We start from the raw sequence: 14,034 nt of genomic DNA on the forward strand, positions 1-14,034 counted from the left end.
TCCCTTCCCCATCGCTTTATTTGTCTGACGGATGAGCGTGCGGGTCTTCATAGCGACATCGAGACGTTTCCTATTCCCGATTTAGGTTTAGAGCCGTCACGTCTTCACCATGGCGGCTGGCAAAAATTGGCGACACTGGGTGAGACGCTCTACGACATCGAGGGGATGACTCTCTTTTTAGATATTGACGTCATGGTTGTGGGCTCTTTGGATGTCTTTTTTCGCTCAGATCATAAGATGACAATCATTCGTGATTGGGTGTCTTTGTATCAGCGTCTTTTTGTGTCTCGTGCCTGTGTTGGCAATTCTTCTGTGTATGCCTATAGGATTGGTGAGCATGCCCATGTTGTTGCTCGTTTTTTAGCGGATAAAGAGGCGGCTTTTCGCCAATTTCGTAATGAGCAACGTTTTTTGACACACCATGTCGGGCGTCTTGGCTATTGGCGCAATGGTTTATGCTGTAGTTTCAAGAGGGATTGTGTGCGCGACTTTCCCCTATGTTACGTCACCTATCCTCGTTTGCCGGTGGGTGCGCGTATTATCGTCTTTCATGGCAAGCCCGACCCGATGGAGGCAATGCATGCGGGGTTTTGGGGGTGGGGGCTCCATCGTTACAGACGCGCTGCCCCGTGGGTTATCGATTATTGGCGGCGTTATGGGTGAGTCTTGATGCCGTGACCTTCGAGGAGCGTTGTGATACGTTGAGCAAACACGGAAGGCGCATAGTGTTTTAGCGCTTTTTGACGAATTGTCTGTGCGTCATAGCGCGCATAATTTTTATGGAGTGCGCGCATGGCGTCATAGAGGGCGTTTTCTGTCCCTTGTTCGATGAGCAGGCCGCATGATGTATCCAGCATCTCAGTGGCGATGCCGTGCGGGGTGCTGATACAGGGGAGACCGCATGCCAGTGCTTCGATGAGGGCGATATGGAATGTTTCATAAGATGTGGCGGTGACGAAGACGTGGGCGCGCTCTACATAGCGGCGTAGGATATGGGCGTTTTCGATAAAGCCAAGGATGAAGCAATGGTCGCGCAATTGGTAATGGTCGATGAGCGTCTCCATATGGGCGCGCTGTGGCCCATCACCGACAAAGATGAGTTGACTCTCTGGTATGTCCTGTTGGAAGCGGGCAAAGGCTTTAATGATCATGTGAGGGTTTTTTCCTGTCCTGAGGTAGCTTGTGTTGTGGAATGTGAAACGTTTGAATTTTGTGGAGGGTTTTTTGTCTATGGCGTAGGCGCGGGAGAGGCAATTGGGCAAAATCAAGAAATGGGCGTTATCGTCCTTTGTCATGGTTTTGAGCGTGTGGCTCATGAGGGAGCTGACGGTGGCGAGGAAGAGAGATTTTTTGCCTATGGCGTTTAAGGCGTAGCTGTCTTTGTGTAAAGAGGCGATGGAGGTATGTTCCACGGCGAAGAAGGGGCGTTGATATGTTTCGGCGATGGCGATGGCGGCGCGGGTGATAGGATGATTGGCGTTACTGCTTTGTATCCATAGGACATCGGGTATGCCATGGCGTTGGATATAAGCTTTGAACAGGCGGGCGAGGGTGTTCCTCACATAGCATGGGTAGAAAGGATATTTTATAAGATAGGGTGTGTAGCCATACCATAGTTCGACACCATCTTTTTTGAGGACTTTGTGCTCTCGCTTCCATGGCAAGAGACGTCCCATTTTTACGACCCCATAAGCTTTTGGATAGAGGATACTGACATGCCACTGGTTGTGTTCTTGCAGGGCCGATGCCTGTTGCCAAAAGAAAGAGCCAGAGGCGAAACGACGTTTTTCATATTGATGGGCAAGGAAAGGAGGAATGATGGCGATATGCATATGGAGAAGACAACGACAGGGGTTTATAGCACCGATGAGGCGGAGGCTCTGCCTTGCAGCTGTAGATACATCGATAGGAGCGGGAGAGCATAACGGGGTTGCCACCTTCGAAAACATGCAAAGAGGATTTTTGGGGCGATGGCGTTGACGCTCCTTGCCCCGCCCAACGTTTTCAACAGGCACAAAGCCTCTTGATACTCCTCAAGACCCTTATGGCGTAAGGCATGGTGGAGGCAACGTCTACAGAAACGGCATAACAGCTGTTTCTTGATAGTCTTCGGTAAGGCGAGAAAATCCTCTGCCTTCGACTCTAGATAGCTATCAATATGCCTATGGGTATCGATGGTATCATGGCGGTGGCGGCGTCTATCATAGGCGGACATCCATGCGGCGCAATGATACTTCCAGAGGCATAAGAGATTTTTTCCACTTGTGCTCATGGTCTCGTGGCTATGGCTTGCTGTCCGCCATTGGTACAGGATACGTGGAATGATATAGATGTGATAGCGTTCGACGCAACGGAGGATGAAGTCATAATCCTCAGCCTTTTTGAAAAAAGGACGCATGCGTGTGTCTTGGAACACATGGCGGCGCCCCATGAGGGGGGGTGATGGGAGAGGCATGCATGTCAGGGTGTCCATAGGGGGGAGGCTATCGGGGGTGAAATGGCGGGACATGCGTTTCTGTCCTATGCCCTTCTTTCCCCCGCCTTGATGGGATGTGAGCCATGTGCTGACCATGTCGATGTGGGGGTGCGTATCGAGAATATCGACTTGGGTTTGTAGGCGATGTGGCATGGAGGTATCGTCATCATCATGGAGGGCGATATAGCGTCCTCGCGCATGGCGGACTCCTGTATTGCGCGCTGTTGCCAATCCTTTATTCTCTTTGTGGCGATAGACACGGAGACGCCCATCTTGTTTTTTGAGCCGTTCGAGCAATTGAGGGGTGCTGTCATGACTGGCGTCATCAACAATAATGAGTTCCCAATCTTGGAGCGTCTGACGCTGAATGCTTTTTATCGCCTGTCGAAGCAGGGAGGCGCGATTATAGGTATTCAAAATAACACTGACGTCGGGATGGGCGTCGGGACAGGCGTCGGGACGGGTGTCAGGATAGGCGTGAGGTATCATGGGCTTTGTTTGTCAAAAGGAGAAAATGAAGGAAAGAAGAGAGGTGAAGACGATGTCCCTTAAGGAGGCATTGAAAGATGATTTTATGACTGATAGAGAAAAAGTATTTTTTGTCCTGTATGACATGGAGGACTTTTGTCAGGTTATGCCTAAACTCTTGGGGTGTTTGTCGTTTAATCATGTTGTGTAAGAAGCCTTTGACGAGTTTTTTAATGCCTTGTTGGGCTTTGTGCGCGAATTGCGGATGGATTTTTTGTCGCGCCTCTTCGATGGTTTTGCTATGGTCGATGGGGTCTTCCCAGCCATAGTGATGGTGGCATGCCGATGCCCAGCTAAGATATTGGTAAATCCATTGTTGATACAGGGTGTGTGACGATGTGCTCATGGTGTGACGTTTGTCATCGGCAATCCTGTAATAATAGAGCACATCGTCAATTGTCTCGATATGATAATACCGTATGCAACGTAAGACAAAGTCATAATCTTCGGCAAAGGCGAAAAAGGGGCGCATGGGGATCTTATGGAAGAGCTCTTGGCGTCCCATGAGGGCGGGAAAGGGGAAAGGCATGTCGGCAAGGGTGACAAGAGACGGCGGCGACGTTGGACTGGAGACAAAGTCTGTTTTGAGGATGGTCGAGATGGGTGTGTCCCTTGTCATACATTGGAGGGCGGGGACAACCATATCGATATGGGGCTGCGCATCGAGAACATCGGCTTGGGTTTGTAGGCGTTGGGAGAGGGATATGTCGTCATCATCATGGAGGGCGATATAGCGCCCTTGCGCATGGCGGACTCCCGTATTGCGCGCTGTTGCTGGTCCTTTATTCTCTTTATGGCGATAGACACGGAGACGCCCGTCTTGTTTTTCGAGCCGTTCGAGCAATTGAGGGGTGTTGTCATGACTGGCATCATCAACAATCACGAGTTCCCAATCTTGGAGTGTCTGACGCTGAATGCTTGTTATCGCCTGTTGGAGCAGGGAGGCGCGGTTATACGTGGTCATCACGACACTTACGCTGGGCGCTTTAGGCTTGTGGTGGTGCGCTGCCCTCATGGCATGGACGCGATTTTCTGTGGCGCATAGCGTTCTATCACCGCTGTGATGTCTTGTCTTTTATCGCCGTAGATGTTGATAAGTGTATGATAGATGTCTTGTTGTTTCGTGGGATATGAGCGTGCCTTCGTGAGAATGTCGGCAACGAGATGGCGTTCTGTCTGTTCATTGCCAAAGCATGTTGTGAAATCAAGAGCATCTTGAAAATCGTCATGCGAGCCGTATCGTATCAGATTATCGCTAAACCCTGAGGCGAGCTCACAGAAATTGCGTGATGCGTGGCGTTCATACTCAGGATGGAGCGCGCGCGCCACATCGTTCAGGGTCTGTGCTGTGTCCATGGGGTCTGTCCATGCGTGGTGGCGGTGGAGGGCAGAAATCCACACAAGCCAGTGGTATTTATGGAGTTGGATAAAGTTGCGCTGTTGTGTTCTCTGTGCGATGGGCGAGTGCGCGCTTTGTTTGCGATAGTGATAGAGTGTTTTTGGGATTGTCACCGCATTATATTTCTCGATACACCGCATAAAGAAATCGTAATCTTCGTTGAGGCGAAAGAAGGGGCGTAGGGGCGTCTCTTTGAACACGTGGCGTCGTCCCATGATGGTGCCGATACACACTTGGACGAAGGATGTGCGTTGATGGATGGGGGGGAGGGCGTGGGCTTGTGATGCCCATCCTTTTCCATATGGGTTTGGGGTGACCGTGTCATCGTTAAATTCTGCCATGAGTGTGGCGACAATATCGACTGTGCTATCACGCTCCATGACGTTGGCTTGTGTTTTGAGGCGTTGTGGCAGGGAGAGATCATCATCATCTTGTAGGGCGATATAGCGCCCGCGCGCCGCTTGGATTCCCATATTGCGTGCGATGGCGGGTCCGCTATTGCGACTGGTGCGAAGATAGCGTATGCGTGAGTCATGTTTCATGAATTCGAAGACGACATGGCGCGTCTTGTCATGGCTGTTATCATCAATGATGATAAGTTCCCAATCACGCATGGTTTGTTTATGGAGGCTTTTGATGGCGTCTGGTAAGAGATGGGCTCGATTATAGGTTGGCATGATAACGCTCACTTTAGGCGTCAGTGGCTTTTTGATGATACCTGTTGAAGATAAGAGCCACCTTATCCCTGTGATGGCGTACTGAGAGAGGCGGCGTATCACGTTCAGCATGCTCAGGATAAGTGCGCGGACGCCGCCACGCATGGGCCCAAGTTTTTTGAGTATCTCTAGGAAGAGTGCCTTATTCTTATGTTTGATGGCATGGGCTGTCAGCGTGCGAAAGAGCGCGAGCCATGAGAGGAGGGGGAGGGGGAAGGCGTCTTTTTTTGCTTCCGTGAGTGACAGGAGGGCTTGAGGCGCTTTATCGCCCCGTCTCAGAGCATAGTGGGCGAGGATATGTCCGTAATCTTTTGCCGTTGTATATCTTTGTAAGAATTCTAGGATATGGGCGATGCCTTCCTTATCACGGGCATAGCATGCTGTATCGAGATGGTCGTTTCCATACTTATGGTGCAGGACATCCTTTGCTTGTCGTGGCGCTTTGAGAAGGGATGTTCGTGCCTGTTGCAAGACATCATCGACATTGAGGGCGTTTTTGACGGGATCTGGCTGTCCTATGGCGACACAATAGGCCGAGACCCATGCGGCATAGTGGTATTTGAGGACAACAAGAGCGCGATCCGCGCTTGTTGTGATCGAGCGATGGGTATCACTGGCGACCCGATACTGGTAGAGGACGTCGGGGATGGTGGTAATATTAAAGTGGGGGACACAGCGTATGATAAAGTCGTAATCTTCGGCGACGGGGAAGAAGGGGCGCAACGGGACTTCGAAGAATATATTTTTACGCCCCATGAGGGCTGGGGCGGGAAAGGGCATGCATGCGAGGTCAGCAACAGGCACGGGAGCGCGAGCAAAGGAGGCGAAGTCCGTTCCCAGTCTTTGCGGGGTGAGGGTGTCTCCCTTCAGGCATTGTAGGTAGGGTGCGATAAGGTCTAAGGCGGGGTTATGTCGAAAGACATCGATTTGTGTTTTGAGGCGATGCGGCATCGATATATCGTCATCATCTTGGAAGGCGATAAAAGAGCCTTGTGCCAGATGGAAGGCTCTGTTTCGTGCGGCTGCTGGTCCCTGATTTTGTTCCTGTCGGTAATAGCGGAGACGCGCATCTTTTTTGAGCATGGCGCGCACGACAGCGTCCGTCTCGTCGCTACTGGCATCATCGATGATGATAAGTTCCCAATTGGTGAATGTCTGTTGTTGAATGCTCTCGATAGCGGATGTGAGGAGACGGGAGCGATTATATGTGGGCGTTACGACACTGATAAGGGGAGGTGGATGGGAGGACATGCGTGTATCATTGTATCATATCAAGGAGGGGAGCATCAGCCCTGTGGGATGTGAAGGGGGCGAGGAGCATGAGGCGTATGAAATCGAAGAGAAAGACAATTCTCCCTGTGCGTATGCATGCGAAGATAATTTTATGACTGACGGCCAGCATGCTGAGACTCCCTTTGATGGTGAGCGATAATGTGAGGATTGTCCTAAAACCAGCGAGGTGCTTTTCCTTTATACAATAATGGAGGCCTGTTTTCCATTTTTTGACATGGATATGGCGGAGCATATGTTCTACGATGCGCTTTTCGCCATACATCTCGTTGAGGAACAACACATGGTTCTGTAATCGTGTGATGATATGGTCGGTGATGCATTCTTCCAAGATGTGCGTCCATGCCGTGTGGAGTTTTATGCGTGGTGTATGAGCGCGCACATCATCGAGGATGTGTCTTCTGGTCGTTCCTTTGGGATAGCACCAATTGAGCATGTCGATGCATGTAGAGAGTCGGTGATGGTATGCGCGCTCTAGGCAGAGGATCATCATTTGCGCCCAGAGGTGGGGGACGACAGCATAGCGCATGAGGGCATGCCTTTGTTGTGTTCGGGGACAATACTTCTTAAGGAGGTCGAGACATGCGAAGAACATATCGCATTCTTCTCTGTCGACGGTCGCTGTCAGGATTTTTTGCCAATCTCCATAAGGGATTTGTTTGAGGATAAGGGTTGTCTCTTCCTTATCATGGTGTAATCGTTCGAGATAGAGAATCGCTGTGAAGGCTTCGGTGAATGCTCCTTCCCTGACGGATCTGCCGATGCCGTGGACAGAGAGGTCAGTGACACCACCATCCGTGATGATGCTCTTCTTATGGTCTTTGAGGACGAGATGATATTTTTGTGCGATGGTGTCGATGGTGTGATATGTTTTTTCTACGGTTTGGGGTGATAGTCCTAGCATGCCCAATCTGGTTTGATGGCGGAGATGCCTCACCATGGAGGCACAGGCTTGTCCGCCGCCGAATTGATATGCAAAATCGATGGTGGGTTGATACAGGCCAAGCAAGGGTTGTGCGAGGAGTTTTTCTGCCAGTTCACGGATGAGGAACGTTTGGATGGCGTGCTGGGCTTTGTGAGCAAAATCGGGGTGGATATTGTTGAGGGCATCGGCTATGGAGGTTGCTTTGTCGATGGGGTCGTGCCACTGATTCTGTCGGTGGAAGGCGGCCATCCAAGCGAGGCAGTGGTTTTTCCATGTGTCGATTTGTCTTGTGCTTCCTGTCGTCAAGGTCTTATGGTCTTGGTCGGCGATGTTGTATTGGTACAGGACTTCTGGTAAGTGGGTTATTTTGTAATGCCCGACCCACCTGAGGAAGCAATCATAATCTTCGGCGGAGGTAAAGAAAGGGCGGAAGGGGAATCTCTGGTACATCGTTGTGCGTGCCAAGATAGCCGCTGGGGGGAGGTGCATGCCGAGGATTTTTTCCACTGGCGTAGGTGGCTTTTTTTCTATATGGAGAGGGTGATCTCTCTGAAAGAGGAAGCCGTGACTGCTAAAGACTCTTGTCCATGGGATGACGGCGTCGACGTCTTTGTGTGTTTTGAGGAAGTCGATTTGTTTTTCTAGGCGTGTGGGGAGGGATATGTCGTCATCATCTTGGAAGGCGATATAGTATCCTTGGGCGTTGGCACATCCTGTATTGCGCGCTGAGGCGATTCCTTTATTTTTTTCGTGGCGGAGATAGCGTATGCGTTGGTCCTTTTGAGCGAGTGCGTGGCTCACGTCTGCTGTGTTATCGGTGCTTCCGTCGTCGACGATGATGACTTCGAAATCTTGGAATGTCTGGCACAAGATACTCTGGAGAGAGCGTGGCAGCCGTTCGGCGCGGTTATAGGTGGTGATAATGACGCTCACGTGTGGGGTATGTTGGCGCATGGCTTGGCTATCTTATGGTGATGTTGGCGCGTAGAATGTGTCTAGGAGGCGTTTCATGCGTTCATCTGTCGCGTGGGCGGGATGTTGTGGCATGCCGATGACGTGTTTGAGGAGGATGTGAAGGGATGCCCTTCCTTTTTTTGTGAAGAGGCAAGACAGGATAACAGGCAAGAGGGCGACACGCAAGGCGGTTGGGCGGGTATGGCGCATCAGGGCAATATCGAAGGCGACATGGTGGGGGCTTTTATGGATGCTTGCTCGTAAGGCTTGGCGCCATCGTTTGGGCGGGATAGAGCGTATAGCGTGATGGCTTGGGAAAAAGGGTTGATGGGCGAGAGGGCGTATGGCGTGGCATGTCTCTTCCATGTCGTTGGCGTTACGTGTTTCTAGGAAAATCTCTTGTATGAGTCTGTATAATGCTGTTTCGCCGCCCACTCTTTGCAAAAAGAAGAGGACGTGACGTAGGTCATCGGTGGAGGGATAATGGGTGAGATTTTGGAAGAAGAACCGATAAAATTCCTCGAGACTTTTTTTCGCCAGCTTTTGGAATTGGGGATGAATCTGTGCCACGGCTTCATCGAGGTGGGTCGCTTTGTGGATGGGTTCTTTCCACCCTTGTCGTCGGTGAAAGGCGCATGTCCATGCCATGATGTGATAGCTATAGGCGCGATGGGTGGCGTGTCGTGAGGTGCTGAGGGTTTTATGGCGGGTATCGCCCAGTCGGTAATGATAGAGAATCTCAGGCATATGGGTGAGATTGAATTGTTCCATGGCCCTGAGGAGGAAGTCGAAATCTTCGGCGACAGGGAAGAAGTGGCGCATGGTGAGGGTATCGATAATTTTTCGTCTCATCATCAGGCATGGGGATGATAGCGTGTAGCCTGTGGCGATAGCGGACAGGGGTGGCGGTTTGTTCGCGAAGGATGTGAATCGTGTTTTATTGACGTGGTCGATAAATCCGTTTTCGCGAAAGTTTGCCATCCATGGGCTGACGAGGTCATAGCGTGGATGTTGGTCGAGAAAATCGACTTGTTTTTGCAGTCGTTGTGGCAGGGATATATCGTCATCATCTTGGAAGGCGATATAGTCGCCTCTTGCTTGTCGAAAGAGGGTGTTGCGTGAGGCGGCGCCTCGATTACGTTCTTGCCTAAAGGGGCGTATGCGTGGCTCTTGTGCGCAGAGTTTTTGTATGACGTCTTGTGTTGTGTCTGTGCTTCCATCATCGAGGAGGAGCATTTCCCACTCTGTGAATGTTTGCTGTCTTATGCTGAGGACGGTAACAGGCAGGAGGTGGGCGCGATTATAGGTTGCTGTGATAACCGAGACTTTAGGTTTTTGTGAGGGTTTTTGTTGGCTCATTGTTCCACGATGATGACGATATTTTTTCCTGTGAAGGTTACGACATTGTCGTATAGTATTGTTGATGGCGGGGGTGTCGACATAAGGGGGGTGCTTCACTATAGGATATTTTTATGGCAAAAGGTAAGCATTTAGTGACGGGAGGAGCGGGCTATGTCGGTTCGCATATTGTGCTTGCTCTGCGTGACGAGGGGCGGGATGTCATTGTTGTTGATAATTTGTCCACAGGTCATCGCCATGGGTTGCCGCGTGATATTCCTTTGTTAGAGGGTGATATTCGTGATGAGGTTTTTTTAGATAGTGTTTTTGCGAGCCACAAGATTGAGAGTGTTATCCATGCGGCGGCGGTAGCGAGCGTTCCCGAGTCGGTTGCTGATCCCCAGCGTTGTCACGACATTAATGTGGAGGGGACAAGGCGCGTGATCGAGATGGTGTGTCGTCATGGTGTTCCGTTCATTGTTTTTTCTTCGACCTCTACCGTGTATGACGAGGGTGCGTCTGTTCCTTTTTCTGAGGAGACGCCTTTGGGGCCTATCAGTCCGTATGCTGTTTCTAAGGTAGACGGGGAGGCGTTACTGCGCGCCTCTTGTGCGGGGTCGGATGTTTCTCTTGCGGGTATGGAGCATGCTGGTGGTGCTTCCTTTGCCTATGTTGTGTTGCGTTATTTCAATGTTGGTGGCGCTGACCCTTCCATGCGCGCTGGCGATAGGAAGCGTTCGGCGACGACGTTGATAAAGTCGGCATTGGAGTGTGCCATAGGCATGCGTTCCCATGTTGCTCTTTTTGGCACGGATTACGAGACAGAGGATGGGACGGCTGTTCGTGACTATGTTCATGTGTGGGATGTTGCGCGTGCGCATCTTTTGGTGTTATCCTATTTAGAGAAGGGTGGGAGAAGTGACATTATGAATATCGGTGTTGGCAGGGGCTTTTCTGTGAGGGATGTCATAGCGTCGGTGCGTCGTGTGTCTGGCAAGGAGTTTGTCGTTGTTGAGGAGGGTCGGCGCGCTGGTGATCCTCCGTGTATTTTTGGTGATGTTTCTCGGGCGCGCGATGTCATAGGGTTTGAGGCGCGTTATACGACATTGGATTCGATCGTGAGAGATGGTTGGCGTTGGGAGACGCGCATGCGTGCGTCTCGGGGCGTGACGGCTTAGGGGCCTCAGAGTTTCAGGCTGGTGGCGATGGTGGTTGTGAGGAGGGTGATGATGATGGCGGCGATGATATTGAGGATGAAGCCAGCGCGCATCATATCCTCGATGTTGATGACGTTGGATGCGTAAGCGACGGCGTTTGGCGGTGTTGCGACGGGGAGCATAAAGGCGCAGCTTGCGGCGAAGGTTGCGGGGAGGACCAGCGTGAGGACATCGTTCTGTGAGGCGGCGGCAAGGGCTGTCAGGAGGGGGAGGAAGGTGGCGATGGTGGCTGTATTGGAGTTGAGTTCTGTAAGAAACAGGGTGATAAGGGTGATGGCGAGGACGAGGATGATGAGGGGGATCATGTGCAGTCCTTCGAAGCTTGTGGCGAGGGAGGTTACGAGTCCGCTTTTTGCCATGACGGCGGCAAGGCAGAGTCCGCCGCCGAAGAGGAGGAGGACGTCCCATGGGAGTTGTTTAATATCCTCTTTTGTGAGGGGGGGTGTGTCATGTCGATGGGCGATGTGTGAGAGGACAAAGAGGCTGAGCGCGGCGAGCAGGGCGATGGCGGCGTCGCTCACGTGGGTGAGTGCGGGATAGGTATTGAGGATGGGGCGTATCATCCACAGGACGACCATAGCGAGGAAGACGACAAAGACGCTACGTTGTGCCTTTGTGAAGGGGCCGAGCGTATGGCGTTCATTGGTGAGGGCGCGTGTGAGGCTCTGGAGGGACGTATCAGACGAGGCTGTGGGGACGGGATATGTCAGTCGTGTGAGGCTGACCCATGCGCATGGGAGCATGATGGTGGCGAGTGGCATGCCGATGACGAGCCATTGGGCGAAGCCGATATCGATGCCTTTATGGTCAGCAAGATAGGCGGCGGTGAGGGCATTTGGTGGCGTGCCGATGAGGGTTGCGGTGCCACCGATACTGGCAGCATAGGCGAGTCCCAAGATTAATGCTTTAGCAAAGGGTTGGTGATGGGCATTGCTTTGTAGGCGTTGGATGACATAGAGGGCGATGGGGAGCATGAGGGCGGTAGCGGCTGTGTTGCTGATGACCATGCTGAGGAGGGCTGTCATGACCATGAACATGAGGACGATGTGGGGCAGTGAGGGGCGACTTTTTGCGAGGAGTGTCAAGGCGAAATAGCGGTGCAGTTGGGTATTTTGTACGGCGCGGGCGACGAGGGCGCCGCCGACGAGCAAGTAGATGACGGGGTGGGCGTAGGCGTCGAGTGCTTCATGGAGGGTGAGGAGTCCAAGGAGCGGGGCGAGCAAGGCGGGCAGGAGCGATGTGGCGGCGATAGGGATGGCTTCGCTGACCCACCAGCATGCCATCAATGCTGTGAGGGCGAGGGCTGTCATAGAGAGGGGTGTGAAGGCGGGAAAGGGCGGTATCAGCAACAGCGCGCCCATGATAAGGGGACCGAGGATAAGCCCGATTGTTTTTGTGTGAGACATGTGATGACAAAGGGAATGCTAAGGGGAATGATGGTGTTATGTGTCTCTATCGTTGAGGGTGAGGGGGGGTTATTGGATGGCTTGCATTGAGGGATGGATAGGGGTATAGAAGGGGGACGATGGGTTGTTGTATCATTGGCGCGGGGTGGAGCAGTCTGGTAGCTCGTTAGGCTCATAACCTGAAGGTCGCAGGTTCGAATCCTGCCCCCGCAACCCATCATCGTGAGGCTACCCCTATGCCTATGTCACGCCCAGAATACGTTTGAGTTCGCCTTTCAAGAGCTGACGGCGGGCTTTGATGAATTCAGGGAAATCCTTGAAGGCCAACGACTGCTCGCTGTCGATAAAATTTCGTCTCAAAAAATCCTCTCTCTTCTCTTTTGCTGGGTATTCTTCATTTAACCATGTGTCGAAAGCCTTATTACCTTTGAATACGTGCAATTTCTTTTCTAGGAGTTGTAAATTGGCCATGCTATCTTTCTGTTTATTAAACGCCTCTATCTGTTCGTCAGAAAATCCCTGTTTTCTCATGGATGTCTTTGTAAAGGATGCTCGAGGGTGAATATGGTCTTGCTCATACACAAACCCCTCACCCAAACCGAGATAGAGGAGGGTGAGAACGCTATAGGTTGTTTTTTTTCCGTATTGCGACTCCAAGATACTATCAATATCGTCCTCACTGAAAGAGAGTGTCTTCGTCTTACCTCGATATTTTTCAATCATCTCTTGTAAGGGGAAGCGTCCCTTATGGGTATCTATGAGTTCGCACAAAATTGGATACTCGTTGTCGAAGTGAAAAGAAAAGAAGGCTTTATGAAGGGCACGCGCCAACCATCCCATGATGTCTTTCCTATTCTGTGCTTGCTTGGGTGAAAGGAGTGTGTTTTCATCGAGTTTATTTCTGTAGATGAAGTAGGAGATAGGGATGATGGCGTTTTTGGATGCGAAGCTTTTCCCTTCATAGCCGTAACGTGCCACGAGTGTAATGGCTGTTTGTAGGGCGGATGACGTGTTATCCCACTCCTCTTCGATTTTTTCCATTTTTTCGTTAAAATTCGTGACTTTGAAAGCGACCTTTGTATAATCGGCAAGGACGAGACAATTCTTAAGGACGACATCTTTATTGATGTCGAATCCGCGCCCTGTGCCATTGATGTCATCGACAAATTTCAAGATAGTCTCCCGTGCGTCTCTTTCCTTCCACTGCGCCACCGTCATGGAAAAGAGCAAATCAGAGTAGCTTAGCTTGGTGCCGCCACTATTGGCGCGGATGAATATCTGGAGTACTTTCTCTAAATCTTGACTCTCTTCTTGATAATAATTGATTATTTTATTAGCATGGATGGCATCACAGAAATCATGCAATGTGTCATGGGCAAAGTCTTGCTTGCTTTTCTCTTGAAGGTCGGGGTATACGTTGTCCTTGAGAAAGCGTGACACATCCTTACCTTTTTTGAGAGGCATGATGTCTTCGCACCTAAACCAATAGACATCATCTTCTTTGTTCTTTTTTTCTGCCTCTTTATCCGTGAGAAATTGGAAGTCGTATTTTAAGTCCTCCTCTTCGGCTTTCTGAAAGATATTTAAATGAAGCTTTTTTGGGTATTTTGTGGACGTATAGCTTCCCGTCAGTGCCATGTACATGGCGGTGAGACGCTGTTGTCCGTCCAATATGGCCGTGACATGCCGACGCCCCGAGAGGGATGCTGGTGTATTGTGTTTTTCGTCTTTCTTGTAGTCTTTTATGAACTCATAAAATTGGAAACGTTCGACATTGTCCCCTTC

The 14,034-nt window shown here is 51.0% G+C and carries 10 protein-coding genes and 1 tRNA gene; 3 read left to right on the top strand and 8 right to left on the bottom strand.

Annotated features, from left to right (window positions below):
- Positions 1-663, top strand: a 663-nt coding sequence (locus GDA54_03545) for a glycosyltransferase (protein ID MBC6497380.1), incomplete at its 5' end; no start/stop codon positions are given.
- Here GDA54_03545 and GDA54_03550 read toward each other — a convergent pair.
- The 6 genes from GDA54_03550 to GDA54_03575 are packed head-to-tail and all read right to left on the bottom strand — an operon-like array spanning position 654 to position 9,746.
- Positions 654-1,832 (bottom strand): glycosyltransferase, encoded by a 1,179-nt coding sequence (locus GDA54_03550; GenBank protein MBC6497381.1) that lies wholly within the window; start codon positions 1,830-1,832, stop codon positions 654-656. The genes GDA54_03545 and GDA54_03550 overlap by 10 nt on opposite strands.
- A 23-nt stretch (positions 1,833-1,855) precedes the next feature.
- A complete protein-coding gene (locus tag GDA54_03555; GenBank protein ID MBC6497382.1) occupies positions 1,856-2,965 on the bottom strand; it encodes a glycosyltransferase family 2 protein in 1,110 nt (369 codons plus the stop codon).
- Positions 2,943-3,968 carry a glycosyltransferase gene (locus tag GDA54_03560; protein ID MBC6497383.1) on the bottom strand — a complete coding sequence of 342 codons (1,026 nt, stop codon included), beginning with the start codon at positions 3,966-3,968 and terminating at the stop codon, positions 2,943-2,945. Before GDA54_03560 ends, GDA54_03555 begins: the two co-directional genes overlap by 23 nt.
- Before the next feature lie 47 nt (positions 3,969-4,015).
- The gene (locus tag GDA54_03565) at positions 4,016-6,370 is read right to left on the bottom strand and encodes a glycosyltransferase (GenBank protein ID MBC6497384.1); all 2,355 of its coding nucleotides are present in this window, start codon (positions 6,368-6,370) and stop codon (positions 4,016-4,018) included.
- A 7-nt stretch (positions 6,371-6,377) separates the two neighbouring features.
- The gene (locus GDA54_03570) at positions 6,378-8,288 is read right to left on the bottom strand and encodes a glycosyltransferase family 2 protein (GenBank protein MBC6497385.1); all 1,911 of its coding nucleotides are present in this window, start codon (positions 8,286-8,288) and stop codon (positions 6,378-6,380) included.
- Positions 8,289-8,300: 12 nt separating this feature from the next.
- On the bottom strand, positions 8,301-9,746 hold the full coding sequence (locus tag GDA54_03575) for a glycosyltransferase family 2 protein (GenBank protein ID MBC6497386.1): 1,446 nt from the start codon (positions 9,744-9,746) through the stop codon (positions 8,301-8,303).
- Between the two features lie 14 nt (positions 9,747-9,760).
- Here GDA54_03575 and galE point away from each other — a divergent pair, with 14 nt between their 5' ends.
- A complete protein-coding gene (galE, locus tag GDA54_03580; GenBank protein MBC6497387.1) occupies positions 9,761-10,804 on the top strand; it encodes a UDP-glucose 4-epimerase GalE in 1,044 nt (347 codons plus the stop codon).
- A gap of 5 nt (positions 10,805-10,809) precedes the next feature.
- On the opposite strand, the gene GDA54_03585 is transcribed toward galE, so the two are convergent.
- Positions 10,810-12,249: a DASS family sodium-coupled anion symporter gene (locus GDA54_03585; protein MBC6497388.1), complete on the bottom strand. Its 1,440-nt coding sequence runs from the start codon at positions 12,247-12,249 to the stop codon at positions 10,810-10,812.
- Between the two features lie 139 nt (positions 12,250-12,388).
- Between GDA54_03585 and GDA54_03590 the strand changes: the two genes are divergently transcribed.
- Positions 12,389-12,462 (top strand) — tRNA-Met (locus GDA54_03590).
- A gap of 27 nt (positions 12,463-12,489) precedes the next feature.
- Here the strand turns inward: GDA54_03590 and GDA54_03595 are convergent.
- Positions 12,490-14,034, bottom strand: a 1,545-nt coding sequence (locus GDA54_03595) for a DUF262 domain-containing protein (GenBank protein ID MBC6497389.1), incomplete at its 5' end; no start/stop codon positions are given.

Source organism: Alphaproteobacteria bacterium GM7ARS4 (assembly GCA_014332745.1).
Taxonomy (GTDB): Bacteria; Pseudomonadota; Alphaproteobacteria; order GM7ARS4; family GM7ARS4; genus GM7ARS4.

Bases quoted from the DNA above. Each gene is read 5' to 3' on its own strand.
- galE (MBC6497387.1), top strand. From the start codon at position 9,761: ATGGCAAAAGGTAAGCATTTAGTGACGGGAGGAGCGGGCTATGTCGGT.
- GDA54_03565 (MBC6497384.1), bottom strand. From the start codon at position 6,370: ATGTCCTCCCATCCACCTCCCCTTATCAGTGTCGTAACGCCCACATAT.
- GDA54_03570 (MBC6497385.1), bottom strand. From the start codon at position 8,288: ATGCGCCAACATACCCCACACGTGAGCGTCATTATCACCACCTATAAC.
- GDA54_03555 (MBC6497382.1), bottom strand. From the start codon at position 2,965: ATGATACCTCACGCCTATCCTGACACCCGTCCCGACGCCTGTCCCGAC.
- GDA54_03585 (MBC6497388.1), bottom strand. From the start codon at position 12,249: ATGTCTCACACAAAAACAATCGGGCTTATCCTCGGTCCCCTTATCATG.
- GDA54_03560 (MBC6497383.1), bottom strand. From the start codon at position 3,968: ATGACCACGTATAACCGCGCCTCCCTGCTCCAACAGGCGATAACAAGC.
- GDA54_03550 (MBC6497381.1), bottom strand. From the start codon at position 1,832: ATGCATATCGCCATCATTCCTCCTTTCCTTGCCCATCAATATGAAAAA.